The sequence below is a fragment of the Rossellomorea aquimaris genome (assembly GCF_003315075.1).
Classification (GTDB): domain Bacteria; phylum Bacillota; class Bacilli; order Bacillales; family Bacillaceae_B; genus Rossellomorea; species Rossellomorea aquimaris_C.
Genome location: NZ_QNRJ01000008.1, coordinates 108,028 through 134,979 on the forward strand (window position 1 = coordinate 108,028; position 26,952 = coordinate 134,979).

The 26,952-nt window shown below is 41.3% G+C and carries 33 protein-coding genes and 1 tRNA gene; 25 read left to right on the forward strand and 9 right to left on the reverse strand.

Annotated features, from left to right (window positions below):
- Positions 1-2 precede the first annotated feature (2 nt).
- Positions 3-896, forward strand: coding sequence for an RluA family pseudouridine synthase (locus DET59_RS12395; protein WP_113969970.1), 894 nt, complete (start codon positions 3-5; stop codon positions 894-896).
- Positions 897-972: 76 nt separating this feature from the next.
- On the opposite strand, the gene prpE is transcribed toward DET59_RS12395, so the two are convergent.
- Positions 973-1,710: a bis(5'-nucleosyl)-tetraphosphatase PrpE gene (prpE, locus tag DET59_RS12400; protein ID WP_113969971.1), complete on the reverse strand. Its 738-nt coding sequence runs from the start codon at positions 1,708-1,710 to the stop codon at positions 973-975.
- A gap of 285 nt (positions 1,711-1,995) precedes the next feature.
- Between prpE and mgtE the strand changes: the two genes are divergently transcribed.
- The 5 genes from mgtE (at position 1,996) to DET59_RS12425 (ending at position 7,385) form a co-directional block, all read left to right on the forward strand.
- On the forward strand, positions 1,996-3,339 hold the full coding sequence (mgtE, locus tag DET59_RS12405; protein WP_113970021.1) for a magnesium transporter: 1,344 nt from the start codon (positions 1,996-1,998) through the stop codon (positions 3,337-3,339).
- A 25-nt stretch (positions 3,340-3,364) separates the two neighbouring features.
- Positions 3,365-5,227, forward strand: coding sequence for a monovalent cation:proton antiporter family protein (locus tag DET59_RS12410; protein ID WP_113969972.1), 1,863 nt, complete (start codon positions 3,365-3,367; stop codon positions 5,225-5,227).
- A gap of 112 nt (positions 5,228-5,339) precedes the next feature.
- Positions 5,340-5,828, forward strand: coding sequence for a DinB family protein (locus tag DET59_RS12415; RefSeq protein ID WP_181778140.1), 489 nt, complete (start codon positions 5,340-5,342; stop codon positions 5,826-5,828).
- 81 nt (positions 5,829-5,909) lie between these two features.
- Entirely contained in the window at positions 5,910-6,686 is a 777-nt protein-coding gene (gene fabI / locus DET59_RS12420) for an enoyl-ACP reductase FabI (protein ID WP_113969974.1), read from the forward strand.
- Positions 6,687-6,827: 141 nt separating this feature from the next.
- A complete protein-coding gene (locus DET59_RS12425; RefSeq protein ID WP_181778141.1) occupies positions 6,828-7,385 on the forward strand; it encodes a CotO family spore coat protein in 558 nt (185 codons plus the stop codon).
- 46 nt (positions 7,386-7,431) lie between these two features.
- Here the strand turns inward: DET59_RS12425 and DET59_RS12430 are convergent, their stop codons facing one another.
- The gene (locus DET59_RS12430) at positions 7,432-7,917 is read right to left on the reverse strand and encodes a CotY/CotZ family spore coat protein (protein ID WP_113969976.1); all 486 of its coding nucleotides are present in this window, start codon (positions 7,915-7,917) and stop codon (positions 7,432-7,434) included.
- Positions 7,918-8,043: 126 nt separating this feature from the next.
- Here DET59_RS12430 and DET59_RS12435 point away from each other — a divergent pair, with 126 nt between their 5' ends.
- The 10 genes from DET59_RS12435 (at position 8,044) to DET59_RS12480 (ending at position 14,570) form a co-directional block, all read left to right on the forward strand.
- On the forward strand, positions 8,044-8,394 hold the full coding sequence (locus tag DET59_RS12435; protein WP_113969977.1) for a DUF1360 domain-containing protein: 351 nt from the start codon (positions 8,044-8,046) through the stop codon (positions 8,392-8,394).
- A 267-nt stretch (positions 8,395-8,661) separates the two neighbouring features.
- Positions 8,662-9,129 carry a sporulation protein gene (locus tag DET59_RS12440; protein ID WP_113969978.1) on the forward strand — a complete coding sequence of 156 codons (468 nt, stop codon included), beginning with the start codon at positions 8,662-8,664 and terminating at the stop codon, positions 9,127-9,129.
- A gap of 12 nt (positions 9,130-9,141) precedes the next feature.
- Positions 9,142-9,612: a stage V sporulation protein AC gene (gene spoVAC / locus DET59_RS12445; protein WP_113969979.1), complete on the forward strand. Its 471-nt coding sequence runs from the start codon at positions 9,142-9,144 to the stop codon at positions 9,610-9,612.
- Complete coding sequence (gene spoVAD / locus DET59_RS12450) at positions 9,612-10,628, forward strand: stage V sporulation protein AD (RefSeq protein ID WP_113969980.1); 1,017 nt, start codon at positions 9,612-9,614, stop codon at positions 10,626-10,628. The genes spoVAC and spoVAD overlap by 1 nt, the downstream gene beginning before the upstream one ends.
- Positions 10,629-10,646: 18 nt before the next feature.
- Positions 10,647-11,003, forward strand: a complete 357-nt coding sequence (gene spoVAE / locus DET59_RS12455; RefSeq protein WP_113969981.1) for a stage V sporulation protein AE — start codon at positions 10,647-10,649, stop codon at positions 11,001-11,003.
- A gap of 15 nt (positions 11,004-11,018) precedes the next feature.
- Positions 11,019-11,711: a DUF421 domain-containing protein gene (locus DET59_RS12460; protein WP_113969982.1), complete on the forward strand. Its 693-nt coding sequence runs from the start codon at positions 11,019-11,021 to the stop codon at positions 11,709-11,711.
- 79 nt (positions 11,712-11,790) lie between these two features.
- Positions 11,791-11,907, forward strand: coding sequence for a YjcZ family sporulation protein (locus tag DET59_RS12465; RefSeq protein WP_082051146.1), 117 nt, complete (start codon positions 11,791-11,793; stop codon positions 11,905-11,907).
- 887 nt (positions 11,908-12,794) lie between these two features.
- A complete protein-coding gene (gene spoVIF / locus DET59_RS12470; protein WP_113970022.1) occupies positions 12,795-13,055 on the forward strand; it encodes a sporulation-specific transcription regulator SpoVIF in 261 nt (86 codons plus the stop codon).
- Positions 13,056-13,278: 223 nt separating this feature from the next.
- Entirely contained in the window at positions 13,279-13,557 is a 279-nt protein-coding gene (locus tag DET59_RS12475; protein WP_113969983.1) for a hypothetical protein, read from the forward strand.
- A gap of 116 nt (positions 13,558-13,673) precedes the next feature.
- Entirely contained in the window at positions 13,674-14,570 is an 897-nt protein-coding gene (locus DET59_RS12480) for an MBL fold metallo-hydrolase (protein ID WP_181778142.1), read from the forward strand.
- Here the strand turns inward: DET59_RS12480 and DET59_RS12485 are convergent.
- The 4 genes from DET59_RS12485 to DET59_RS12500 form a co-directional block, all read right to left on the reverse strand.
- Positions 14,567-15,241, reverse strand: coding sequence for a DUF421 domain-containing protein (locus tag DET59_RS12485; RefSeq protein WP_113969985.1), 675 nt, complete (start codon positions 15,239-15,241; stop codon positions 14,567-14,569). The genes DET59_RS12480 and DET59_RS12485 overlap by 4 nt on opposite strands.
- Before the next feature lie 130 nt (positions 15,242-15,371).
- On the reverse strand, positions 15,372-15,794 hold the full coding sequence (locus DET59_RS12490) for a GNAT family N-acetyltransferase (RefSeq protein ID WP_113969986.1): 423 nt from the start codon (positions 15,792-15,794) through the stop codon (positions 15,372-15,374).
- A gap of 3 nt (positions 15,795-15,797) precedes the next feature.
- Complete coding sequence (locus DET59_RS12495; RefSeq protein ID WP_113969987.1) at positions 15,798-16,316, reverse strand: YjcG family protein; 519 nt, start codon at positions 16,314-16,316, stop codon at positions 15,798-15,800.
- Between the two features lie 170 nt (positions 16,317-16,486).
- Positions 16,487-17,212 (reverse strand): alpha/beta hydrolase, encoded by a 726-nt coding sequence (locus tag DET59_RS12500; RefSeq protein ID WP_113969988.1) that lies wholly within the window; start codon positions 17,210-17,212, stop codon positions 16,487-16,489.
- Between the two features lie 151 nt (positions 17,213-17,363).
- On the opposite strand from DET59_RS12500, the gene DET59_RS12505 reads away from it, so the two are divergent.
- The 4 genes from DET59_RS12505 (at position 17,364) to DET59_RS12520 (ending at position 21,837) form a co-directional block, all read left to right on the forward strand.
- On the forward strand, positions 17,364-17,918 hold the full coding sequence (locus tag DET59_RS12505) for a phosphatidylglycerophosphatase A family protein (protein WP_113969989.1): 555 nt from the start codon (positions 17,364-17,366) through the stop codon (positions 17,916-17,918).
- A 315-nt stretch (positions 17,919-18,233) separates the two neighbouring features.
- The gene (locus DET59_RS12510; protein WP_113969990.1) at positions 18,234-19,226 is read left to right on the forward strand and encodes a TAXI family TRAP transporter solute-binding subunit; all 993 of its coding nucleotides are present in this window, start codon (positions 18,234-18,236) and stop codon (positions 19,224-19,226) included.
- Positions 19,227-19,346: 120 nt separating this feature from the next.
- On the forward strand, positions 19,347-19,865 hold the full coding sequence (locus tag DET59_RS12515; protein WP_113969991.1) for a DUF1850 domain-containing protein: 519 nt from the start codon (positions 19,347-19,349) through the stop codon (positions 19,863-19,865).
- Positions 19,852-21,837 (forward strand): TRAP transporter permease, encoded by a 1,986-nt coding sequence (locus DET59_RS12520; RefSeq protein WP_113969992.1) that lies wholly within the window; start codon positions 19,852-19,854, stop codon positions 21,835-21,837. The genes DET59_RS12515 and DET59_RS12520 overlap by 14 nt, the downstream gene beginning before the upstream one ends.
- A 58-nt stretch (positions 21,838-21,895) precedes the next feature.
- On the opposite strand, the gene DET59_RS12525 is transcribed toward DET59_RS12520, so the two are convergent.
- Positions 21,896-22,120, reverse strand: a complete 225-nt coding sequence (locus tag DET59_RS12525; RefSeq protein WP_113969993.1) for a hypothetical protein — start codon at positions 22,118-22,120, stop codon at positions 21,896-21,898.
- A 148-nt stretch (positions 22,121-22,268) separates the two neighbouring features.
- Here DET59_RS12525 and DET59_RS12530 point away from each other — a divergent pair.
- Positions 22,269-22,340, forward strand: a tRNA-Val gene (locus tag DET59_RS12530).
- Positions 22,341-22,519: 179 nt separating this feature from the next.
- Here the strand turns inward: DET59_RS12530 and DET59_RS21670 are convergent.
- A complete protein-coding gene (locus tag DET59_RS21670; protein WP_181778143.1) occupies positions 22,520-22,693 on the reverse strand; it encodes a hypothetical protein in 174 nt (57 codons plus the stop codon).
- Positions 22,694-23,034: 341 nt separating this feature from the next.
- Between DET59_RS21670 and DET59_RS12535 the strand changes: the two genes are divergently transcribed.
- Positions 23,035-23,235, forward strand: a complete 201-nt coding sequence (locus DET59_RS12535) for a cold-shock protein (RefSeq protein ID WP_034763533.1) — start codon at positions 23,035-23,037, stop codon at positions 23,233-23,235.
- Between the two features lie 158 nt (positions 23,236-23,393).
- Here DET59_RS12535 and DET59_RS22085 read toward each other — a convergent pair whose 3' ends face one another.
- Positions 23,394-23,519 carry a hypothetical protein gene (locus tag DET59_RS22085; protein ID WP_258549658.1) on the reverse strand — a complete coding sequence of 42 codons (126 nt, stop codon included), beginning with the start codon at positions 23,517-23,519 and terminating at the stop codon, positions 23,394-23,396.
- 183 nt (positions 23,520-23,702) lie between these two features.
- Here DET59_RS22085 and DET59_RS12540 point away from each other — a divergent pair, with 183 nt between their 5' ends.
- From DET59_RS12540 to DET59_RS12550, 3 genes are all read left to right on the forward strand, one after another.
- Complete coding sequence (locus DET59_RS12540) at positions 23,703-24,470, forward strand: 3-hydroxyacyl-CoA dehydrogenase (protein WP_113969994.1); 768 nt, start codon at positions 23,703-23,705, stop codon at positions 24,468-24,470.
- A 114-nt stretch (positions 24,471-24,584) separates the two neighbouring features.
- Entirely contained in the window at positions 24,585-25,730 is a 1,146-nt protein-coding gene (locus DET59_RS12545) for an acyl-CoA dehydrogenase family protein (RefSeq protein WP_113969995.1), read from the forward strand.
- Positions 25,731-25,744: 14 nt separating this feature from the next.
- On the forward strand, positions 25,745-26,899 hold the full coding sequence (locus tag DET59_RS12550) for a thiolase family protein (protein WP_113969996.1): 1,155 nt from the start codon (positions 25,745-25,747) through the stop codon (positions 26,897-26,899).
- Positions 26,900-26,952: the final 53 nt, after the last annotated feature.

The following is a 26,952-nucleotide window of genomic DNA, read 5'->3' on the forward strand; positions in this document are numbered from 1 at the left end:
CGATGAAATTTTATACATTGAAATGGGTTATCCCTTCTTCCTATGACGGGAAACTGATGAGGGAGTTTCTAATCGATCAGCAGATCTCAAAGCGTACACTGACTGCTGTGAAGTTTGATGGAGGGACTATAACGGTTAATGGAAACGAAGAAAATGTCCGATATCGCCTTACAGAAGGGGATATTCTTGAGATGAGGTTTCCTGCAGAAAAAGGGAGTGAGTCGTTAGTTGCTGAAGAGATTCCATTGTCCATCATATATGAGGATGGGGATGTTCTCGTAGTGGATAAGCCATGGGGGATGAAATCCATTCCGACTAAGAATGAACCGACAGGAAGTCTCGCCAATGCCATAGCCGGTTATTATGAGAGGGTAGGTATTGGTTCGACGGTTCATATCGTTACTCGATTAGATAAGGATACATCGGGGCTTGTTCTAATAGCCAAACACCGCCACGTTCATCATTTATTCAGCCTTCAGCAGAAGGGGCGGGAAATTATGAGAACGTATGAAGCATTTGCAGAAGGTGGGTTGGACCCGGACATTGGTACGATCGAAGAGCCTATCGGCCGGAAACCGGATAGTATCATTGAAAGAGAAGTGCGGCAGGATGGCCGGTATGCACTGACACACTATCGAGTGAAAAAGCGGTACCAGGATTTCGCTCATATTGAATTGAGATTGGAAACAGGGAGAACCCACCAAATCAGGGTTCACATGTCATTTATCGGACACCCACTTGCAGGGGATGATTTGTATGGAGGCAGTGTGACGTTGATAGGAAGGCAGGCACTTCATTGTAAGAATCTGTCTTTTTTTCATCCTGTTAAGAAAGAATGGGTGCATTTGGAGGCTGTGATGCCTCGGGATATGAGGATTATACTTGAAAGACAATGAAAAAAAGAGATTCTTTTCGGTTGAACTGAAAAGAATCTCTTTTTTTGTCTGGAGGGAGAATTAGCACAACCGCACATCATTCAAACTCCCGAAACTTATCTTCCACAAAGGGCATGCCAGACCCCACACTAACCACTTCGATCTCAGGGTATCTGAATGCGGTCAGCTTCCCGCCAAACACAGCTCCTGTATCAATATTGCAAGTCTTATTAACGATTCGGGCCTCTTTTACCGGGGTGTGGCCATAAATGATCCAAGCGTCACCCTTATAATCCGAAGCCCAATCTTTTCTGACCGGCGTACCGTCTTCATTCTTCTCACCTGTGATGTCACCGTACAGAACAAATGTTTTCACCCGATTACTCTGCTTTCCAATCAGCTCTTCTTTTATACCGGCATGGGCAATGATCAGCTTTCCGTCATCCAACACGTGATATAAAGGGGACTGTTCATACAAGGAGAGAAACATATCCCGGTAACGGTCTCTTTCACTCCGGGGAAGGGCACTCAGTTCCGCTACTGTCGTTTCCAGCCCGTGCAGGATTTTCACATTATTCCCCAGAAAGTAGCGATAGAGTTTATTACAATGGTTTCCAGGTACATAGTAAAGAGATCCCTTTTCAAACAGATGAAAGACCGTTGTAATGGTCTGAAGCGAGTGGTGACCACGGTCAGTTAAATCCCCTACAAAGCCGAGCAGCCTTCCATGTGGATGAACGGGGAGACCGGATGTCCAATCGTAGCCTAACTTGTTGGTTAATTCTTTGAACTCTTTATAACAGCCATGAATGTCTCCGATTATATCTATTTTCATAGGATACCTACTTTCCTGTGGCATTTTTCTTTTCTTTTGGCTTATTTTATGCCATATTAATGATTCAGTCTTTCATATCGAAGGGATGTTTATTCATATTTTAATACACCTTCCGTACATAACCCAAACCATATTAAAGATGGTTATCATTTCATAAGAGACATTCGTCTTAAGATTTGCTAGTATTATTACGACTATATACAATTCAAGATAAGAAGGAGGGTGTATATGATGTCTGAAGTAACCCAGGATCAAGCAAAAGAAAGAGATAAACAAGAAAAAGAAATGTATGATGAAGACCTTCTCATTAGAGCCCTTCAAGAAGAAGATCTGGATTTATTCCGCTCAGAATTCGTCCATTTACACTCTTATGACCAAGCAAAGTTTTTTTCGAAAATAGATGAAGCCCTGCGAAGCCGCCTGTATCATTATCTGTCTCCGGAAGAGATGGCTGAGCTTTTTGAAAGTCTGGATATAGATGAAGAGGATTATCAGGATATATTGGCGGAGATGAATCCTACATACGCCGCTGAAATGCTATCGAATATGTATGCCGATGACGCGGTGGATGTCTTAAATGAGCTGGATAAGGACCAGGTAGTTAGTTATTTAACGATCATGGATGATGAATCAGCTAAAGAAATTAAAGAGTTACTTCATTATGAAGAGTATACAGCCGGTAGTATCATGACTACTGAGTTTGTCGCCATATCAAAGAATCAGACCGTTCGATCAGCCATGTATATATTAAAGAATGAGGCCCCTAATGCTGAAACGATTTACTACATTTATGTAGTGGATGATGATAAAAAGCTCGTCGGGGTTATCTCCCTAAGGGATCTCATCATCAGCCATGATGATGTGATGATAGGCGAAATCATGAGTGATCGCGTCATGGCTGTAGGCGTCAGCGAAGATCAGGAGGCAGTCGCGAGACAAATGAAAGATTATGACTTCCTTGCTTTGCCTGTTGTTGATTTCCAGTATCACTTACTGGGGATCATTACCGTAGATGACATTATGGACGTTATGGAAGAAGAAGCATCTGATGACTATTCAAAGTTAGCTGGTATCGCCGATTTGGATTCCATCGACCGAAGTCCATTTAATGCTGCCAAGAAGCGTCTTCCATGGCTGATTGCATTACTTTTTCTAGGAATGTTCACCGCAAGCCTTATCGGGAGATTTGAAGCCACGTTAGATAAAGTAGCGATTCTTGCCGTATTTATACCCTTGATCGCAGGAATGGCAGGTAATACGGGAACCCAGGCCCTTGCTGTTGCTGTTAGAGGGATTGCGACCGGTGACCTGGAAAAGGAAAACAAGATGTCCCTTGTAATACGTGAAGCGGGAACCGGACTTATAACTGGTACTACATGCGGGGTAGTGGTAAGCATCGTGGTCTATGTATGGAAAGGTGAATTCTTCCTGGGGGTTCTCGTTGGGATCTCCGTGTTGGTCTCATTATTTGTTGCAACGCTCGCTGGTACATTAGTACCGCTACTTATGCACAAACTAAAAGTGGATCCAGCTGTCGCTTCAGGTCCTTTTATTACGACGATAAATGATATTATCAGTATTTTAATTTATTTTGGTTTAGCGACATTGTTTATGAATTATTTGATATAGAGAGAAGAGAGAGGGGGAGGTATAGATGGAACAGCATGCGTCCGTTACATCATTAGTTATTGTCATTCTTGTAGCTTTTTTAACTCCCATATTGCTGCATAAATTCAAACTCAATTTTATCCCTGTTGTCATCGCAGAAATCATTATGGGGTTAATAATAGGTAAGAGCGGATTTGACATCGTTCACCAGGACATGTGGTTGGAAACACTGTCTACACTCGGATTTATCTTCCTTATGTTCTTAAGCGGACTGGAAATTGATTTCACTGCTTTTTCAGGAGGAAAGAAGAAAAAAGAACGGTTGCCGAATGGAAAGGAAGAACCGAACCGTCTCCAGGTAGCGACTATTATTTTTATCGGAATATTTTTTGTTTCACTTGGCCTGTCTTATCTGTTCGTCTTATTCGGGCTCATTGATAATGCATTCTTAATGACCCTTATCATCTCCACTATTTCACTTGGGGTTGTGGTTCCTACGCTTAAGGAAGCACATATCATGAAAAGCGCCATCGGGCAAATCATTCTGCTTGTGGCGGTTATTGCAGACCTTGTGACGATGATTTTACTGGCCGTATTCGTGTCACTTTACGGTGAAGGTGATGGAAATATGTGGCTTCTCCTGATCCTGTTCGGTGTTGGGGTGCTCTTATATTTCCTGGCAAAGAGATTGAAGAACAATTCCTTCATCAAGAGCTTGTCGACAGGTACGGTTCAAATCGGCACACGAGCGGTCTTTACATTGATCATCCTCCTTGTGGCTGTATCTGAAACCGTTGGGGCTGAAAACATCCTAGGCGCATTCCTTGCCGGTGTACTCGTATCATTGTTGGCACCTAATCAGGAAATGGTTCATAAGCTTGATTCCTTTGGTTATGGATTCTTAATTCCCATTTTCTTCGTGATGGTAGGGGTTGAATTGGATCTTGGGTCACTGCTCAGTGATAAAAAGATGCTTCTGTTGATTCCATTACTTCTGCTTGCTTTCCTGGTTTCGAAAATTATCCCGGTTTACTTATTAAAGTATTGGTATGATACGAAAACAACGATTGCATCAGCATTTTTACTAACATCAACGTTATCACTTGTCATTGCAGCTGCGAAAATCGCTGAGAGAATGGAAATCATCACAGCACAGATGAGTGGGACGCTCATATTAGTAGCCGTGATCACGTGTATCATTACGCCAATATTCTTCAAAAAGCTCTTCCCGAGGGAAAGCGCAAAGGAGAAAAAGCTCAAGATTACATTCCTGGGAGCGAATCAACTTACGATGCCGGTTTCAAGGGAACTTCATTCCTCCCTTTATGAACCTGTCTTGTATCATACAAAACAAGATAAGTCTGATCGTAATATTGCCGATTCTTTGTTTACCATCAATGAAATTGATAATTACGAGTTAGACACGCTCGAAGGGAACAACATCTTTGATTCGGACATCATTGTGATCTCAACCGGTGATGAAGAAATCAATGCAACACTTGCCGTTACCGCTAAAGAATATGGCGTGAATCGTGTCATTGTAAGGGTGGAAAGTCCGGACTTACATGAGACACTCCGAGAACAGGACATTGAAGTATATTCTGTATTCCTGTCAACGAAAGCCTTACTGCGTGCGCTCATTGAGTCACCATCTGTCATGAATATCCTTACGAACCAAGAGACATCGCTTTATGAGATTCGCATGCTGAACAGTCAATTTGAAGGTATGACCCTTCGGAAGTTTCCGTTTACAGGAGATGTTATCTTTGTTCGGATCTTTAGGGGAAAAGATTCCATTGTTCCACACGGAGATACAGAACTCCACATGAACGACCGCTTGATCGTCACCGGTTCAAAAGAATATGTAGATGAACTAAAACGCGAGCTTGAATTCTGTGAGTATTGCTAAGAAATAATCAACTTCCCGAGAAACTTTCTTGGGAAGTTTTATTTTTTAGAGGAGTTTACGCTCTTATCACTAATATCTAATAAGAAAGAGATACTAAAGGGGGGGCATGAAAATGTGGGAAACAAAGGTAATGGAAATTAGAGATAAGGTGAAAGGAAGCTTCAGGGATGTACCTGTTGATAAGCTGAATGAAAAGCCTTCGCCAGAGGAATGGAGCATAGCTCAAATTGTTCTCCACCTGGCTGGAGCTGAAAAGAGATTTTTAACATTGGCACTCGAGTCAGCAGCGGAGAATCAATCAGGAACATGTGAAAATAGAGCTGATTTATCCGTGTTTGATGATCCATCCAAGAAATTGAAGGCACCAATCGAACCAACTTCTGAGTTTCAAAAAAAGGAAGATTTAATTCTAGCCTTAAATGAATCCCGGTCATACACTTCACTCTTCCTGGAATTATACACGCAAGAAGCTTTGAAAAATCGATCCATGAACCATCATCGATTTGGAGATATGCCCATTTGGCAAGTGTTAGAGCTTCTCGGTAAACATGAACAAAGGCATTTAGTTCAAATCGAAGAAGTTAAAAGGCGAATCCTGTAGGAATTCTTCTTTTCTTTTATGGTGTATTACTGTAGAATTAGTATCAGGTACTAATAACATGTATAAAATAGGAGGATTACAATGACTCTTTCATTAAAAGGTAAAACATATGTCGTTATGGGAGTTGCGAATAAACGCAGTATAGCGTGGGGAATTGCCCGTTCCCTACATCAATCAGGTGCACGATTAATCTTTACATATGCAGGCGAGCGTTTTGAAAAAGGGGTTAGAGATCTTGCCGGGACTTTGGAAGGTGGAGAAGATTCATTAGTGCTGCCTTGTGATGTAACAAGTGATGAAGACATCGAAAAATGCTTTGCAACGATTAAGGAAGAAGTCGGAGTGATTCACGGACTTGCCCACTGTATCGCTTTTGCCAATAAAGAAGAGCTTGCTGGTGATTACATGAACACGACAAGAGACGGGTTCCTACTGGCTCACAATATCAGCTCATACTCCTTGACAGCAGTCGCTAAAGTAGCGAAGGATCTTATGACTGAAGGTGGAAGTATCGTTTCCATGACCTACCTTGGTGGTGAGAGGGTCATGCAAAACTACAACGTAATGGGTGTGGCAAAAGCATCTCTTGAAGCGAGTGTGAAGTATCTTGCCAGCGATCTTGGAAAGCACGGCATTCGTGTGAACGCGATCTCTGCAGGACCGATCCGCACCCTGTCTGCTAAAGGTGTAGGTGACTTCAACAGCATACTGAAAGAAATCGAAGAGCGTGCTCCGCTCCGCCGCAATACAACACAAGAAGAAGTCGGTGATACGGCTGTATTCCTTTTTAGTGATTATTCAAGAGGGATTACAGGTGAGAACCTGCATGTAGACTCCGGTTATCATGTATTAGGTTAAAATATAGACATACGGAACCCTGGCTGCATACTGCAGCCGGGGTTCTTTTGTTATGTAGAGATAGTATTTATCTATAGCTAATATGAAACTCATAGGCGGTTCCTGCATACATATAAATGTAGAATGTAAGGAGGGATAGGATTGAATAGACAGAAAAAGCCACTATTATATATACATCAACCCAGATTGAATGATGTGAAAAGCAGTATGCAGGAAGTCTATAGAGGGTCGTCAAGTATTGTTCAACCTAAAAAAGAAGAAAGAAACACCGGGCCAATCGAAATGAAAAGGAAAAGTGCTGAGTTATTTGAAGCTGCTCCATTAGGGAGGTTAAAGCAGCCTGAGTATCATACGATTGTAAAAAGAGAAACTCAAGAGGTTCGGCCCATTATAAAAGAGACTCCTAATAGTGAAGAACCAAATCAAGGTGAAGTAGGGCGGGAACACTCACATGACGGTTACTTTAAACCACTCACTCCATTTAAAGACCTTGATCTGGATGGGAAAATTGAGTATATGCAGCAGAGTATTATGGGAAGAGCCCCGTTCCCATGTGCGTTTCAAACAGAAGAAGGGGTGTATCGTGGTGTATTAACCAATGCAGATGGCGCATCCATTGATATCAAAACGTTTCAAGGTGAAGAAATCACTTTGAAAAGAAATTCTATAAAGGCGATCAAAATCATTGGATTGAAATAAAAGAAGCCAGCCGGAAATTCCGACTGGCTTTTTAATCTCGTGCTGATTAGTCACAAACTCCTTCTACTCTTACATCATCGATACATTGAATAGCGCAGAAGCAATCCAGATCAACTGTGATACAATCTCCAGTCAATTCGTAAACGAAGTTATTGTTTAATCCCATTAATTCGTCTTCTGATTCTACATCTTCACCTGTAACATGAACTTTCTTCAATACTTGAAGTGTGGCACAGCAGTCGTCAAATACATTCTTCACACGGAAGTAAGGTGTTTTCCAGCAATAATGTTTAGGGTGAACCTTGAATAGGTCTCCTTTTTTATTATAAAGTTTGAAAACACGAGTATTTGGTGCATTACCAACTGGACTTACCAAAGATCCTAATGGCTCAAGAAAACAATCATTTTTACAATCAAAACAGTCTTGATCTGCTGCATCTTGAACATCTTTAATAGCGCGAACAGCAAGGCATACACAACCGCGGTCTCTTGCACCTGCAATGTCATCTCTTCTGTGATTACCGCAACCCATAAGAATTTCCTCCTTAAATAATTTTCACTACACTAATAACATATTGTAGAAGAGGAAATTGGGTAACGGACAAATGCCCCTTTTAACTAAATTGGGCGGGATATAGTTTATATAAGGAGTGGGAATATGGAGATACTTGACATCATTATATTGGGTATTGCTGTGTTTAGAATGACTCACCTCATCGTATTTGATAAAATAACGGAATTCTTAAGGTCTCCTTTTTTTGATGAAGTACCTGAAATGTCAGAAGATGGGGTGGAAGAAATCTTCCTTGTACCCAAAAAAGGTGGAATAAAAGGGTTTATAGGTGAACTATTATCATGTTATTGGTGTACAGGTATGTGGGTTGCTGTATTCCTTTATGGAGGGAATGTTTTTTTTCCTCAATTTTTCATCCCGATCATCACAGTATTGGCAGTTGCTGGTGTTGCTTCCATATTAGAGGCGGCTGTCCAAAGTTGGTTAAGAGAGTAGTTTATTAGGTAATTAGTGGAAACAAGCTTACGCTATCGCACATATAATGGTCGTGAGGGTCATCGTAAAAGGAGGGCGATCATTATGAAGAATACTTCTACAAATAGCAAGAAACCAATAAATTCCCCCATTAAGAAAAAAGGGTGCGGTTGTGGATCAAAAGTGAAGAAAAGTTAGGCTGCTCAAAATGGGCAGTCTTTTTTTTTTCATAAAATCTCACTTTAAGAAAAAAATAAAACATGAGTACAAATAAAAGAGGGATATGTCATGAACAAAAAACGAATCATCGTTCCACTTACGATACTTGTCTTAATAGGCTGCGCCAATAAGGAAGATGGAAACGACAGCAAGATTGCGCTTATGAAGAAAACCGATCCGCCTCCCATTGAGCTAGTGGACAATCCTGAAACAGACAGCTATGGACATGCCATTAAGAGGGAAATTTCGAAAATGGAAGAGCTATATGACGTAGCGGTCATTCAAGGAAAAGAAGAAACGCTCGTGGTATATAAAGTGAAGCACCTGCAAAGATTTCATATGAAGAAGATCGAAAAAGAGATGGATCATTATTTAGAAGATAAATATCCGGATGAAGACTTTATATTGTCCAGTGATTACAAGATATTTCTAGAAACCATCCGTTTAAAGGAAAAGCTTAAGAAAGGTTCGATTTCAAAGAAAGATGCGGAAGAGAAGTTCCAGGATATTGTGAAGCTTCAAAAGGAAAAGACGTAGGAGGAATGTTTTGTGGGGAAATCACCAAAAACGCCCGAACAGAAAAAATACGAACAGTTGGAAAAACAATACGAAACAAAGAGGCCTCTACTTAAAAATGTACTGAAGGCATTCTTTGTGGGGGGATTCTTCTGCTTAGTCGGTCAGGTCATTACGTATATCTTTATTTATTTCTTTAATTTCACAGAACAGACGGCAGGGAATCCAACTGTTGCCACCATGGTATTTATATCCATGCTTCTGACGGGCTTTGGCGTGTACGATCATATCGGTCAATTCGCAGGGGCGGGTAGTGCTGTCCCTGTCACCGGGTTCGGAAACTCAGTGATATCAGCAGCCATCGAGCATAAAACGGAAGGGTATGTCTTGGGTGTCGGCGGCAATATATTCAAGCTTGCAGGTTCGGTCATTGTATTCGGGGTATTCTCAGCCTTTGTCGTAGCATTAATCAAGACAATCTTAATTCAATTGGGGGTGATATAATGCTTCAGGGTTCAAGGTCATGGGTCTTTCCTGCACATCCGGCCATCCTGTCGACCGGTGTCGTTGGCGGTCCATTTGAAAAGAAAGGGAACTTAGCTTCGGACTTTGATCAGTTTTACGATGACCTGTGGATGGGACAGGACACATATGAAAAAGCCAATCGAACTCTCATTGAAGATGCGGTTCAAATTGCGTTGGATAAACAGTCTCTTCAAAAAAGCGACGTACAGTTTTTCTTAACGGGGGATCTTATTAATCAAATTACCCCATCAAGCTTTGCTGCCAGGACCATTGGAATCCCGTACTTCGGATTATTCGGAGCATGCTCGACGTCGATGGAGGGGTTGGCGTTATCTGCATTCTTGGTTAATTATCATGGGGCTCAGCATGTAATGACAGGGGCATCCAGCCATAATTCTGCAACTGAGAGACAATTCCGCTACCCGACTGAATATGGCGGTCAAAAGCCTCCAACAGCTCAGTGGACTGTAACAGGTGCTGGTTATGCAGTAATTGGAGAAGGAAAGTCTGTTACAGCCCCTGCACCGAGAGTTACCTCTGCAACCATCGGCAAGGTGATGGATATGGGATTGAAAGATCCCTTTAACATGGGAGGAGCCATGGCACCGGCTGCTGCCGATACGATTGCAGGTCATTTTCAAGATCTGGGGAGAGATCCTTCTTACTACGATTTGATCATCACAGGTGATCTGGCTAAGATCGGCAGGCGGACAGCTGTTGAAATGCTGAAAGAAAAAGGATACAACTTCTCGGATCATCAATTTAAAGATTGTGGATTACTGATTTATGGAGAAAATCAGCCGGTCCAATCCGGAGCCAGTGGTCCAGGCTGTTCAGCTACAGTCCTGTACGGTCACCTATTAAATGAAATGAAAAAAGGGACATATAAACGCATCTTAGTTGTGGCGACGGGAGCCTTGTTATCACCATTGACATTTCAGCAAGGAGAAACAATACCCTGTATTGCTCATGCGGTTTCCATTGAATATATGTAAAGGAAAGGAGGAAACGAAGTGTTAGCGATGTTTTTTTGGGCCTTTACAGTAGGCGGGATCATTTGTGTGATTGGTCAATTACTGTTTGATGTTGCTAAATTAACTCCAGCCCACACATTAAGCTTATTAGTGGTGGCAGGGGCGGTTTTTTCAGGATTTGGATTGTATGAACCTCTCATTGATTTTGCCGGTGCAGGAGCGACCATTCCCATAACAAGTTTCGGTAACGCCCTGGTCAATGGAGCCATGCAGGAATCACAGGAACATGGGATAGTGGGAGTCCTGACCGGGATGTTTGAAGTGACAAGCTCAGGGATCTCGTCCGCAATCATATTCGGTTTCATTGGGGCACTCCTTTTCAAACCAAAAGGATGATAGAGGTGAAAATCGATGCCTGAATATTTAGAGGTGGCGCTACGCAGTATATTTATCCTACTCTCCTTATTTGCCATAACCAAGTTACTAGGGAAGAAGCAGTTATCTAAATTGTCTTTTTTTGAGTACATTACAGGAATCACGGTTGGGAGCATTGCAGGGACACTGTCAATGGATCTGGGTCTTCCTTTAAGTGAAGGACTGATGAGCATCTTTTTATGGTTTAGCTTTCCGCTCATTTTCTCCTTTCTTTCTCTTAAGAGCGTTCGATTTAGACGATTTGCAGAGGGGAAACCGACTGTTTTCATAAAGGATGGAAATATTGATGAGAAGGCTTTAAAGAAAGAAAAGTATTCCGTTGATGAACTGCTGGAACAATTGAGAAAGAAGGACGTGTTCAGAGCTGCAGATGTGGAATTCGCGTCACTGGATACCAACGGAGATCTAAGTGTTTTACTAAAAAGAGAAAAAAGACCGCTTGTTCGAGAAGATGTATATAAAATCTCACAAAAGTCCACCCCTCCCCAGGCAGTCATTTCAGATGGGGAAATAGATGAAGCGGCCCTGCAAGAAGTAGGATTTCCCCTGCCCTGGTTACAAAAAGAGCTAGCCAAAAGACAATTGCAAGTTGAATCCATTTTCCTTGCCCAACTGGACCGCGAAGGAAACCTGACCTTCGACCTGTACAATTGGACAAACACACAATAAATTCTCTAAAAGCCCATACGTATTGTTCTCTCTATACATATGTTATAAGAGACTAAAGGTAAAAGAGAGGTGAAATTATATGTATGGATATGGATACGGTGGCTGTGGATATGGCGGCGGCGGTTATGGCTCAACATTTGTATTAATCGTTGTGCTTTTCATTCTCTTGATTATCGTTGGAGCTAGCTTCTGTTAGAAAGGGGTACAAAAGGCAGAATCCTCATTTGAGAGATGCTGTCTTTTTGTTTTGCTCTTTTTGTAAGGCTCTATTCGTAAAGTTTGTTGCTATTGTAGAGGAGAAAGTAATAGTTGATTTCCGCTCCAGGATGTTCGCTTTCCACGGGGCTGGCGGTGAGCCTCCTCGGCTGCGCCTCCGGGGTCTCACCTGTCCAGCTATTCCCGCAGGAGTCGAGCATCCTGCAGCGAGAATCAACTTTCTGAGCATGAATCCTAAATCGAAAACAATTTAAACAAGCTTTTTAGCAAACAATCTTATTAAAGGTAAGTAAAGTTTGAATTTCCTTTTAAGGTTTCATTTGTGAGAAAGTCAATAATCCACTGATTTATGAAATAACATAAATTTTTTTACTCCCTTGTTGATAGTTGTTTTTCAACAAATGCTCAACATATCTACAATAAGAGCATTCTTGTGTTTGTATCTATCCTTATAGCAGACAGAATGTAGTAGCACAGAGTGGATTGTAGCGGAAGGCAATTGACTCCTGCGGGAAATAGAGGAAAAGTCGAGACCCCACAGGGCAAAGCCCGAGGAGGCTCGACTTCCTCCCCGCGGAAAGCAAGTGCCTGGAGCGGAAAGGAACGGTCACGTTTTCACACTACCACTTATTTAACTTCACTTTTTTGCAAGTTAAGTAATGCCAGTAAGTGAGACCCAAATGAGTATGCTCATCGGCCTTACTTTCTCTGTGTAGATACCAACAAGGTTAACGAAAGAGAGCTATTTTTTTAATAGTGAATCTAAATTAAGGAAAAACATGTAAAACCTTCAAAAAAATCAATTCATAATCACGCTCCTGGGTTTTTTACATATGATGCTTATAGTTAAAAGGAGGCGTGATGGAAATGAATAATAACTTTTTTAAGAATTTAGAGAAGAAGACAGGCGTAAACATGAACGAAGTGTTAGAGCTTGCAAACTCATTACAAAATGCAAACTTCAAAGATGAAGCAACCGTTAGAAGCGTCATTAAACGCGTATCTAAAATTGCCAATAAACCCGTAAACAAGGAAATGGAAAATAAGATTGTGCAGTCGATTGTGAATGATGGAAAGCAATTAGACTTTGGAACCATCTCCAATATGTTAAACAAGGGGAAGAAATAAAAGATATAAAAATTAAAGGAGAATGGACATAAAGGTGTGTTTCAACACGTACTTTATGTTAATTCTCCTATTTATTTTTCACTAAGGTGTAAAACTTGATTAGATTTTTCATCCTGACATGGTACATAGATCAACAATCTCGACAGCCCATAGAATCGATAAGTCTAAAAAGAGTTTAATGTTCAACCCTATAGGGGTAACTAATACCAAGGAGGTAATGAAAATGGGATACATTGCTCCAATTCCTCATCATCAGTATAAACAGTATCAGGAACGAGAATTAAAAGTTGAAAAACATCCGTTTACCTTTCTCCCCGTACAACCTGTAAAACCCATGAAAAATAAAACTCAAGGACATACTGAAGAAGCAGAATCGTCCTATCATGTACTTCAATCAAAACAACGCAAAACTTCATATGAAGCACTCTCTAAACGTTCCATCCCAACAACATTATTGGCCCAGCTAACAGGAAAAGGAAAGCACTTTAACGAATATGTATAAAGAAGTTAGAGGGGCATTTTTTAGGCACTTTGAAAATTCCCAAAAGGAGCATTCCTGATGGGATTTTTTACATTAACTGCCCATACCGGGCCCCGGACATATTTGGAGGTAATCACTTGAAACTACAGAACCTTGCCGAGCATTGCTATGCATTTACAGGGAGTGTTACCATTGGCTACTGCATCAAAGAAGGAAAGGGTCTACTTATTGACAGTGGTTTGGATGCTTCTTCCATGAAGAAAGTGATCAAAATCTTATCCAATGAAGGACTGCCCCTGGATTATTGTGTCATCACCCACGCCCACGCCGATCATTTTGGAGGAGCTCACTTCCTGAAGAACAAACATGGGACTTCATTGTTTGCTCCGAAACTTGAAAAAGCGATCATGGAGAATTCGATCCTGGAACCGATTTATCTATTTAATGGAGCTAATCCCATTAATGATTTGAGAAATAAGTTTCTTGAAGGACAATCAGTGGTCATTGATGATGAGTTAAAGATTGGTGAAAATAGCATTGGTCCTTTCACTTTTGAAGCAATTGACTTACCGGGTCATTCATATGGTCAGGTGGGGGTGCTTATTGAAGATGTTTTATATGCAGCGGACAGTTATTTTGGAAGGGATACGTTGGTAAAGCATGTCATTCCGTTCATCATTGATGCGGATCAAACGCTGGATTCATTAGAAAAACTCCTTCACATACCATGCAAAGGAGCGATTCCGGGACACGGGGATTATGAAGAAAACTTTGTTTATACGGTTCAGGAGAATATCGATCTTCATGAAGAACGTATGAAATCTCTTATAGCACTTGTGAATGAGAGTTCAGAAGGTTATTCCTTTGAAAGAGTAGTAAAAGAGTATTTGAAATTACATAAAATAGCTGTAACGAATGTGGGGCAATGGCTCTTGTTCAGGACGTCGGTGACGGCTTACCTTACCAGTTTTGAACGAAAGAAACTCCTATCCTTCACGATAAGAGAGAATGAACTCATCGTTATCCCTCATTAATACCCTTGAACTAACAGGCTTTCTCCTTCTTCCCATTCGGCGTATAAAACGTCCTTGGAGGAAAGGAAGCCTTGTTTTTTTATTTCGCTTAAAAGCCAATCCTCCCTTTGTTCGGCCAGCTTTAAATTATCATAAACGATTTCTCCATCCACAATTAAAGAAAGTGGGAGGGTAGCATTTTTTGTCGGTATATTAAGGTCTTGGCGCTGTACGATTTCATAAAGCGGTTTTCGGATGACACTCAGCGTACCGTCAGACTCCAAAAGGGCATATTCACATTCCCTTACTGAGAAGATATCTTTAGCCCGAAGTAAATGCTGAAGCTGATTAAGATCTAAGTGATTCTTCTTGAGTTCATCAAAGTTAATCTTCCCTTTATTAATGATCAATGCAGGTGTTCCTTCCAGCATATGGCGGAATCGTCTCGATTTCTGAGTGAAATACTCTGTGGAAAAGATCAAGCTTCCCCAAATGAAAATGGCTGTAAGGATCGGAAGCACACTGACTTTGCCATCGTATAGGGAGTTACCTACAAGTTCACCTAATATTAAAGCTGAAATGAAATCAAAAGCAGATATTTGAGTGATTTGAGTTTTACCAAGGATTTTTGTAAGAATCAATAAGGCAAAATATCCTACAATTAACTCGACGGCTATCGACATGAATTCCATAAGGATCCCCCTTCCCATACACTTTCCCATTATCGACGAGTTGATAATGTAATATACTTCTTTATATGGGAATTGATAAAGCCAAAAAGGAACAAGCAATGAAGCTGATCAGCTTCATTGCTTGTTCCTTTTAGATATCCTTCTTCATTGTTTTATGAGGGATCCCTGCGTCCAGGAATTCATCAGATGTAACTTTATAACCTAAGCCTTCATAAAAAGGGATGGCATAGGTTTGGGCATTTAATTTTAATTGGGATAAGTGCTCCTGCTTCGCATATTTTTCAATGGCAAGCATGATTTCACGCCCAGCTCCTTTTCCCCTGACGGATTCCAAGACGCATATTCTTTCAACTTTCCCAAGTCCATCCAGAATCCGGAAACGGCCTGCACCTACAGCGTGTGTTTGGTCGTATAGGACAAAGTGAGTGGAATCGTTCTCGAATTCATCGATTTCTTCTTCGAGGGGAACCTTTTGTTCTTCCACAAACACTGTCTTTCTTATGTTGAATACCTCTTGGATTTGATCTTCTGTTTTTGCAACTTCTACCTTCAACTCTTACTCTTCCTTTCCTAAACGGAAGGTTTCGTAAACTGTCCAAGAGCCGTTTTCCAATTGATACAACAAGTGGAATCGGTCAATGGTTTCTTCATGATCGATTCCCAGCATACGAAGGGATCCGAAAATATCCGAGTGCTCATCATTCGAAAGCTTTTGAGCGACAGTAATGTGAGGAACGAAAGCGAATTCCGGCTCGTCACCCATGAAGTTTTGATTATGCATGTCATCATGTAACCCTTGCAGTTCAGGAGTGGAGTTCACCTTGAAATAGATTACATTGTTCACAGGCTGAAAAGAACTTACTTTGTACACTTTTAAATTGAAGGGATCGTATTTCTTTGAAATAACATTTAATTTATCAGCTATATCCTTGATTTGATCATCATCTGCACTAAAGACATTCTTTAATGTCAAATGTGGTGGAACCAATGCATAATGAGGATCATAACGTTTCCTATAAGAGTTTGCGATATCTTGCAGTTTTTTCGATGGGAAAATGACTATACCATAATTCATTTTCTTCAATCCTCCTCTATTTAACTATCTTTGTATTATGTATAGTATAGCAAATTTTTCAAAAATTTAATATAGGGCGAACGGATAGGTTCTCCTTTTATCAAGTGATGCCGGTGGCTCCCTGCATTCATTTAAAGAGAGGCAAGGGTGGCCCCTTGCCTGGTCGTGGTTTAGTTAAACATCATCTTCAAAGCACGTCTCAAATCGGGTTGCCAATGTTTCCACGTATGATCCCCTTCGAACTCTTCGTAAAAGGAAGAGAATCCTTTTTGGTCAAAAGTCTCGTGGAGCTTACGGTTTGGCTTTAAGAAGTCTTTTACTTTGCCGTCCGTCGTTTTCACCTCTGTTTCCTGCTTACCAATGATATGGTAAATGCTTAACAATGGAGGCTGTGAGAAGTTTTCTACGGCTTCCAACACTTTCTCGTTGACGAAAGGTGACTGCAGGAGAACCTTGCCAAATGTATTTGGGTATTTCAATGCAGTCATCAATGAGACAGTCGCTCCTAATGAATCACCAACGAGGGCACGTCCCATTCCCATATGATAAGTTGGGTAATGCTCGTCCAGATATGGGACCAATTCATGTGCTAAAAAGCGAATGTAAGCATCATTTTCTTCACCGTGTGGATGGTATTTTCTTCTCCGGTCTTCAACATCTTTATATGGGACTCCCACGATAATCATGTTTTCTATTTCCTTATTTCCGAGAAGTTCATCAGCCAGACGAGGGATTCTTCCAAGCTGGAAATAGTCCTTACCATCCTGGGTGATCAGTAGTGAGTATTTATAGAGGGGAGAAAAAGTAGCTGGTAAATATACGAGCATCTTAATCTCTTCATTTAGTTCTTTACTAAAGAGGTTTAATTCGGTTACAGTTCCTCTTGCGGTTGTCATGACGATAGCCTCCTATAATAAGTGTTAACGTTTACAGAAAGATTGTATCATATTCTCTTCGATAATTCCCTAAAGCGGATTGCAATACGAAAATTCAAAAGAATGGTATAATTCAGGTGAGTTAATGTACTGTTCAGAAAGGGGTATTACAATGAATAAACCTGTACATTCAAGGGATGTAACGAAAGCTGCACTACAGAGGCTGAAAGATAGAGGAGTATCTATAGAAGATATTGCTGAAATCGTCTATGAAATGCAGTATCCATATAATCATGAGTTAAATATGGAAGATTGTATCGACAGTGTGAAGAAAGTATTATTAAAAAGAGAGATTCAGCATGCGATACTTGTAGGGGTAGAACTGGATCAGCTTGCTGAAGAGAAGAAGCTGTCAGAACCACTTCAATCCATTGTAGAATCAGATGAAGGGTTGTTTGGGGTAGACGAGACCATTGCTCTAGGTGCAGCATTAGGATATGGGAGTATCGCTGTTACCACTTTTGGTCATCTTGATAAGAATAAGATCGGTATCATCCGTGACCTCGATACAAAGAACGGGAAGGGTGTACATACCTTTTTAGATGATATCGTGGCAAGTATTGCAGCAAATGCTTCTTCGAGAATTGCACATAGCCTACGGGACCGTGAAGAGAATATTTCAGAAGAAGATAAGATGAAATTCGAGGATGAGGAATTAATAGGCTAGATCATTTCCTGATATATAACAGAAGGACTGGAGAGGAATAATTCCTTTTCAGTCTTTTTTCTGCGGACAAACATGCGTAGGGGAAGAAAGTGGAGGGGAGAAATGTAATCGCTTTATACATTCAGTATACATTTGTAAGATAATTGACATGACAAGAACAAGCCGTGCTATAGATTTCATTCAGAGTGTAACGGTTGTAGAATGGGTTTTTTATAATAATTGTTAAAATTTTATGTATTTGATTTGACAAGATTGTTACAGACTGTGTTACAATTATTTCGTTAAAGTATAAAATTGTATAGGGGGAATTAGAATATGAAAAAACGCAGTTTATTTCTAGGTACTGCACTACTTCTAGTTCTATCTGTCATTCTTGCTGCATGTGGCGGAGGATCAGGTGGAGGATCATCTGAGGGTGAAGGTAACAAAGAGGTTGACTTCATTGGGATTGCTACAGGTGGAACAGGGGGTACATATTACCCGTTAGGCGGAACATTCGCTAAGATCATTCAAGATGAAACAGGAATCAAATCCTCGGCTTCTACTTCAGGGGCATCGGCTGAAAACATGGCGGCCATTAAAGATGGTAAAACTGAAATCGCTTTTACACAAACCGATATCGCATCTTATGCATCGGAAGGAACTGAAATGTTCAGCGATAATAAAGTGGAAAACGCAAGAGGAATTGCCACTCTATATCCTGAAACGATTCAAATCGTTACAACAAAGGATTCTGGTATCAAGTCCGTTGAAGATCTGAAAGGTAAAGTTGTTTCTGTCGGTGAAGCCGGATCTGGAACTTTACTGAACGCGAAACAAATCCTTGAGGTTCACGGAATTACGTTAGAGGATTTAGAAGCACGTAATCTATCATTCGATGATTCAACCACTGGTATCCAGGATGGTACAATCGATGCGGCGTTCATTACTTCAGGTACTCCTACAGGAGCGGTTGAAGGATTGGCTGCAACGCAAGATATCACAATCGTACCGGTTGAATCCGGTAAAATCAGTGAGCTGATCGAGAAATATCCATACTACTCTGAAGATGAAATTCCTTCAGGCACGTATAGTAAAGTCGATGAGGCAGTTACAACTGTTGCGGTTCGTGCTATGTTAGTAACAAATGCTGATATTTCCGAAGATGTAATCTATGATGTTACAAAAGCCATTTTTGAAAATACAGATGCAATCACTCATGCCAAAGGTGAGTTAATCAAGGCTGAAGATGGACTAAAGGGTATGGGGATTGAATTACATCCTGGTGCGAAGAAATACTTCGATGAAAAAGGCGTTTCAATGGAATAGATCCACACCAACAGATGGACGAAGGGATAGGCCGCGTAAAACGGTCTATTCTTTTGTTTTGGTATAAGCTAAAAAAATGGTCAGTACAGCAGTAATAAATGGAATGGTGGGGACTTTGTTATGAAGAAAATTTCATTCATAGGAACAACTCTCATTATTCTTGTTCTTTTATTCATCATCTTTATTCCCTTTCAAACATATCTGGTAATTGAACCGAGGAGTACTGAGGGTGATCCAGTCCTTTTCGCACTTCCTGAAGACCATACATTTTCGGTTCGTTACACTCATTCTATTCATCTCTCGGAAGTAGAAGAGTTTTATCGCCAATCTACCAATCAAATTCAACAGACAAAGCTGCTTTATGAGGATACTGCAATTGGTATGCCTGCAAATGCAGAAGGAAATGAAATCTTCGAGATGACAGAAGAAGGAAAATACTTGATTTCAAACATGAATAAAGTGTTTCCATACATTGATATCCGCATCGGACAAGTGGTAGCCAATCATCGTCTCGTATTGGATGGTAAAACCTATCCTTTAGCTGACTATTTCGATAAAGGGTCTGTCGTTCGGATGCATTTAAAGAAACAAACACTATACGATCAGTGGAAAGGAGTGACCGTTGTTGGGAAAAGATAAAGAATTCGAATCATTAACCTCTGAACAACAACAAGAATTATTAGAAAAATATGATCCTGAATCATCAACGAGAAAGCTGCACAATGGACTGTTTAAATGGGTGATTTTCTATGGTCTATTAGCATTTTCATTATTTCAATTAGTCGCATCGATCTTTCAATTTATCCCTAGACAATTATTATTGTCCATTCATTTAGGGTTTGCTTTGTCACTTGTCTTTCTTCTGTTTCCTGCTAGGAAAAAGAATCTGAGAAAAGATAAAGTGGCATGGTATGACGTCGTCCTCTCTGTCATATCTGTAGGAATTGGTGCATACTGGCCGATTATGCAAGATGACATTGTCAGCAGAGTCGGCATCATGACATCACTTGATTTTTATGTTGGTTTTGCTGCGATGATCTTAGTATTGGAGGCAACCCGTCGTGCAGTCGGTTTACCCATTACGATTATCGCCTCTGCTTTCATACTCTATATGTATTATGGACGATTGATGCCTGGATTCCTTGCACACAGGGGATATGATTGGGACGATATCGTTAAGACGATGTTCTTTACAAGTGAAGGGATTCTTGGAACACCACTATATGTTTCAGCAACCTTCATCTTCCTATTCTTATTATTCGGGGCCTTCCTTGTTAAAACAGGCGTAGGGCAGTATTTCAATGATTTAGCTGTGGCCATTGCCGGTAAACGCACTGGTGGTCCTGCTAAGGTTGCAATCTTCTCGAGTGCCCTGCAAGGAACGATCAGCGGGAGTTCCGTTGCGAACGTTGTAACATCTGGTTCCTTTACGATTCCAATGATGAAAAAGCTCGGCTATCGTAAAGAGTTTGCAGGTGGAGTAGAGGCAGCAGCCTCAACGGGTGGTCAGTTAATGCCGCCAATCATGGGAGCTGCAGCATTCTTAATGGTTGAATTCATCGGTGGAATCTCTTACTGGGATATCGCAAAGGCTGCCACCATTCCAGCTCTTTTGTATTTTACAGGAATTTGGATTATGACACATTTTGAAGCGAAGCGAATCGGTCTTCGCGGTCTTTCAGAAGAAGAAATGCCTAACCGCAAAGAAGTTTTAAAGAAAATTTACTTATTAATGCCGATTCTTACGGTCATTATTTTATTAGTCAGCGGTATGAGTGTTATGCGTGCAGCCCTTTGGTCAATTGTTGCTACGATCGTGATTAGCGCGATTCGAAAAGAGACAAGGATTGGCTTTAAAGATGCTGTCGACGCACTCGTAGACGGTGCACGTACTGCGCTTTCCGTAGCTGTAGCAACTGCGGCTGCCGGGATGATTGTCGGCGTAGTGACGAAAACGGGATTAGGGTTGACGCTTGCGAATGGTTTAGTTGACCTTGCTGCTGATCTAACAAATTCATCAGAAGGTAAATTAATCCTGACCCTGGTATTTACGATGATTGCATCGATTGTATTAGGTATGGGATCACCTACAACGGCCAACTATGTAATTACGTCCACCATCGCGGCACCTGCAATCATCCTGTTAGGTGCACCTGAGTTAGCAGCTCACTTATTTGTCTTTTACTTTGGTATCATTGCAGATATTACGCCGCCCGTGGCTCTTGCAGCATTTGCCGCCGCCGGGGTGTCGGGGGGAGAGCCGATACGGACCGGGGTCAATTCTGCTAAATTAGCGATTGCCGCCTTTATTATTCCGTATATGTTCGTCCTGTCTCCTGAGTTGCTGATGATTGATACAACCATCCCTAGATTATTATGGGTTGTCTTTACGGCAATAACCGGGATGATGGCCATAGGGGCAGGGATGATCGGGTATTGGTACAGAAGAGTGTTTGTGATTGAACGATTCCTTTGTGTTGCCGCCGGTTTAATGCTGATCTACCCGGAGGGAAGCACAGACATCATTGGTTTAGTATTATTTGCTGTTATGCTCGCGTTACAATTCTTCATTAAAAGAGAAGACAAAACACCCAAAAAAGCAACAGCATAAACAAAGAAACGTGAGGCTGACCCTTTATCAGGTCGGCCTCACGTGTTTTAGTTTTCAACTAGGATATGGTTCGTTCTTTATCAGTAAGAAGGGGATAAGCAGCCAAAATATCATATAGTCGGAATCTGCGGAACTCTTTTCGTAATAAGCAATAGGCGAGAATAATATCCCCGTCAATTTTTTTTACGATGATTTTTCTTTTCGTACATATGGACTCAGGAGTCATATAGATGATTTCAATGGGGCGTTGGTCCATGAATGAGCGATGTAATACCGTATTCATTTGTGAGCTCCTCTCTTGGAAGTGTACCCACAGTATATGCGAACGAATGTTCTTTTATACATGAATTCCCAGAAGGGAAAAGTATAGAACAAAAAATGATTGACTTTTTTCTCATCATGACTATAATTTAATATATACCTTCCATTGCGACTTGTTAGCTCAGTGGGAGAGCACTTCCTTGACAGGGAAGGGGTCGTGGGTTCGAATCCCTCACAGGTCATACATAAAGAAAGCCTGCATCTTATTTAAAAGATGCAGGCTTTCTTCTTTTTATGTAGATCAATCTTTATAAAGGATTCTAAACGGTCAGCGTCGTTTTTTCATTAAAAGTAAAAAGGACTCTATTGGAATTCACGTTAAGAGTCCTTGCCAAATCATATTAGATATGATCACTTCTTTTTAGTTGACTTCTAATTCTTCCTCAAAATAAAATGTGCCAGGATGTTCTTTTACGATATATGAGAATCGCTTCATATTTTTTACGTATTGCCATTTCAATACTGTCACTGTTTCGCCAGTTTCCTTTATCGTAACCATTGCGCCATTACTAAAACGATTTTTTGTGGATTTCATTGGGCACTCCCTTTCATATTCTTTCATTATACCACAGTTTACCCTTCATTTTAGAGTCCCATTAGTGATAAATCTTGATAAATGTAATGGTAGCGCTTTAACGGGCGTTCAGGTAATAATCATTAGTTATATCAAGAGACCATTTGTTGGGGTTAAGTTTTGTCGGAGGTCTGACTTTCAAAACTTCTCCTTGAAGAACTTGCTTATTTGTTTCATTCCTGTTATTCTATAGAAGAATTATTTTTGTCCGGTATACGAGGGAAGAACAAGATTTGATTTTTCACCTGATATCGCAAGAATAGTAATACATTGTGTGTAAAGCACTTTAGGAGGCAACAAACATGGAAAATGGTAAAGTAAAATGGTTTAACGCAGAAAAAGGTTTCGGATTCATCGAAGTAGAAGGTGGAGACGACGTATTCGTACACTTCTCAGCGATCCAAGGTGAAGGTTTCAAATCTCTTGACGAAGGTCAAGAAGTATCTTTCGACGTTGAACAAGGTGCTCGTGGACCACAAGCAGCTAACGTACGTAAAGCATAATCTAACTTTACAACTCCAAAAACAGACTCATTCGTGAGTCTGTTTTTTTTATGGGCATATTTAAGTTACCTGGGACAAATTGAAAAATTAACGGACCTCTTTCTAATATGTCTGAATGAAAAAGGCAGCTATAAAAAGCAGCCTTCCCTTTCATATAATTACTTTCCTAAATCTTTCTTCGTCACTTCACTGCGAATATTGAGTTCTTTCGAGAATTCAGTATCGCTTTTTTTGTTATTTGGGTATTTGTTTTTTCGTTCACGATTATCATTTTTATTTGTCATCTTTGTTTCCTCCTGTTTGTAAATGATTCTTACATTCTTATTCTTAACAAGTGATTCTTCGTTATCCTTGGTAAGTAAGGGAAGGGAATTTCAAGTAGACAGAATTATAAAAATATTGTATCTTTTTTCTCCATTCAACGCTAAAATTAACATATATGCTTTACATGAGTGGAGGAATTTATCGTGGAAATGAAAGAAATAGTCGCCGTAGTGACGGGTGGTGCATCCGGGCTGGGTGAGGCTACAGTAAGAAGGATTATTGATGAAGGCGGTAAGGCGTTTATACTGGATCTCAATGAAGAGAGAGCAGCTTCCTTGAAAGAGGAGTATGGAGATTGCATTGGCTTTTATAAAACAGACGTTACAAAGGAAGATCAGGTGTTAGAAGCCTTGGAGGGATCGATACAGGCTTTTGGCGGTTTTAATACAGTAGTGAATTGTGCAGGGATTGCTCCACCAGGGAAAGTGGTAGGAAGAAAGGGGATTCACTCTCTCGATCGATTTTCCAAGGTAATTGAGATTAACTTAATTGGTACGTTCAATGTGATACGCTTGGCTGCAGAAAAGATGATGGGTAATACACCAAATGACCACGGAGAAAGAGGGGTCATCGTCAATACTGCTTCTGTTGCTGCATTTGATGGGCAGATCGGTCAGGCTGCTTATAGTGCATCTAAAGGTGGAGTGGTCGGGATGACTCTTCCGATTGCCAGGGAGCTTGCAAGAGATGGTATAAGAGTCATGACCATTGCTCCGGGATTATTTCATACCCCGATGTTTGACACACTACCTGAAGAAGCAAGAAATTCACTTGGGAAGATGGTACCTTTTCCACCAAGGCTCGGTCATCCTTCTGAATATGCTCAATTAGTGAAGAGTATACTCGAGAATCCAATGCTGAACGGTGAAACGATCCGGCTAGACGGTGCGATTAGAATGCAACCTAAGTAAGTGGTTGAAGCTGAAGAAAATGGTTGCTGAATAAATGAATGCATGTTCATTCATTATCTGTAAAGTGAAAGCGCTTAATAATAATGCAACATTTTGTTAGGAGGGTGAGTACGTATGAAACCTCATTATTTAACGGAGGATCATAGCATATTCAGGCAGGCACTTCGGAAATTTTTACAAAAAGAGGCTTATCCTTTTTATGATGAATGGGAGAAAAACAGGATGGTTCCAAGGGCCTTTTGGACGAAGATGGGAGAGCAGGGGTTTCTTTGTCCGGATCTTGACGAAGTGTACGGTGGAAGCGGGGTGGATTGGGGATTTTCCGTAATTATCAATGAAGAATTGGAACGGGTAGGCTCCGGTTTGATCGGGATAGGATTGCACAGTGACATTGTAGTCCCTTATATATCGGAGTATGGAAGTGAGGAACAGAAAAAAAAGTGGCTTCCTGCATGCACGAGTGGAAAAATGATTACGGCCATCGCCATGACGGAGCCTGGTACAGGATCTGATTTAGCCGGGATTAAAACGACGGCTAAGCTTGAGGGGGACCACTATGTTGTGAATGGTCAAAAGACCTTCATCACAAATGGGATTCAAGGTGATTTAGTGATTGTTGCATGTAAAACAGATACGACCATCAGCCCGCCTCACAAAGGGATCAGTTTGTTGGCCATCGAAAGGGATGCACCCGGATTCTCCAGGGGAAGGAAGCTTGATAAAGTCGGTTTGCACTGTCAGGATACAGCCGAGCTGATCTTTGAGGATTGCAAGGTGCCAAAAGATAATTTGATTGGGGAAGAGGGCAAAGGATTTCAATATCTGATGAATAAGCTCCAGCAAGAACGTCTTATCGTCGCGATTGCTGCTCAGACTGCTTCAGAAGAAATGTTTTCTCTTACGATGGATTATGTGAAAAGTCGTCAAGCGTTCGGAAGGGCGATTGGTGAATTTCAGAATACACAATTTAAGATGGCGGAAATGGCGACGGATATTGAGATGGGCAGGGTATTCCTCGATGGTTTGATCGCCGAACATATGGATGGGAAAGATGTCGTGACGAAGGTTTCCATGGCCAAATATAAATTGACTGAAATGGCAAGGCAAATCGCCACTGAATGCATGCAGCTTCATGGAGGTTACGGCTACATGGAAGAGTATCAAATTGCGAGAAGATACAGGGATATTCCGGTTGCCAGTATATACGCAGGGACAAATGAGATCATGAAAGTGATCATAGCGAAGAATCTGGGATTATAGAAAGGAAGAGCAGGATGAGAGAGGTTGTTATCGTGGAAGGAATACGATCTGCGGTTGGCAGACGAAAGGGTTCGTTGAAAGATATGAGGCCCGATGATTTAGCAGGGGAAGTGCTGAAAGGGCTAGTGGAGAGAGCCGGGATTGACCCTGGGCTTATCGATGATGTCATATTAGGCTGTGTTACTCAATCAGGTGAGCAGGCTGGTGACATTGCCAGGGTGGCTGCATTGATTGCCGGTTTTCCAATCGAAGTACCTGGTACGACAATCGACAGACAATGCGGCTCGAGCCAGCAGGCTGTCCACTTTGCGTCACAAGCCATTCTTTCCGGCGACATGGATATCGTAATCGCTGGCGGGGTGGAGAATATGTCAAGAACGCCAATCGGTTCAAACTATCAGGGTGCTCCCTTTAGTGAAAAGCTTAGGGGTCAACACGAAATCATCCACCAGGGCTTATCTGCAGAACGGATTGCTGAAGAGTACGGATTCAGTCGTGAAGATCTTGATCAGTTCGCATATTCCAGTCATCAAAAGGCGTTAAAAGCTCAAGAGGCTGGTTATTTCGACCGGGAAATTTATGAGGTGACGGTTAACCTTCCGGATGGAGCTGTATCTCTTTTTTCTAAAGACGAAGGACCAAGAAAGGAAACGTCGATGGATGTGCTTTCAAATTTAAAACCTGCATTTAAAGAAGATGGGATCATTCATGCGGGTAATGCAAGTCAAATTAGTGATGGGGCTGCGGCACTTCTTTTAATGACTCGTGAGAAGGCTGAAGAATTAGGGTTGAAGGCAAGATTCAAGGTTCATACCCGCGTGGTGGTCGGATCTGATCCTACCCTCATGTTAACCGGACCTATACCTGCAACGAAGAAAGTCCTGGAGAAAGCAGGATTGTCATTGTCGGAAATTGATATTTTCGAAGTGAATGAAGCATTCGCACCTGTTGCCCTTGCCTGGTTAAAAGAGATAGGAGCCGACCCTTCCAGACTGAATCCAAACGGGGGGGCGATTGCCCTGGGGCATCCATTAGGCGCCAGCGGGGCACGCATCATGGTAAGCATGATGCATGAACTGGAGCGTTCTGGAGGAAGATACGGCCTTCAAACGATGTGTGAAGGCCATGGGATGGCAAATGCAACAATCATTGAAAGACTGGAAGTTTAAGCACAAGAAAGTCGGTTTTCCCTGTCACAATCTTTGTGCCACCCGTGTTATAG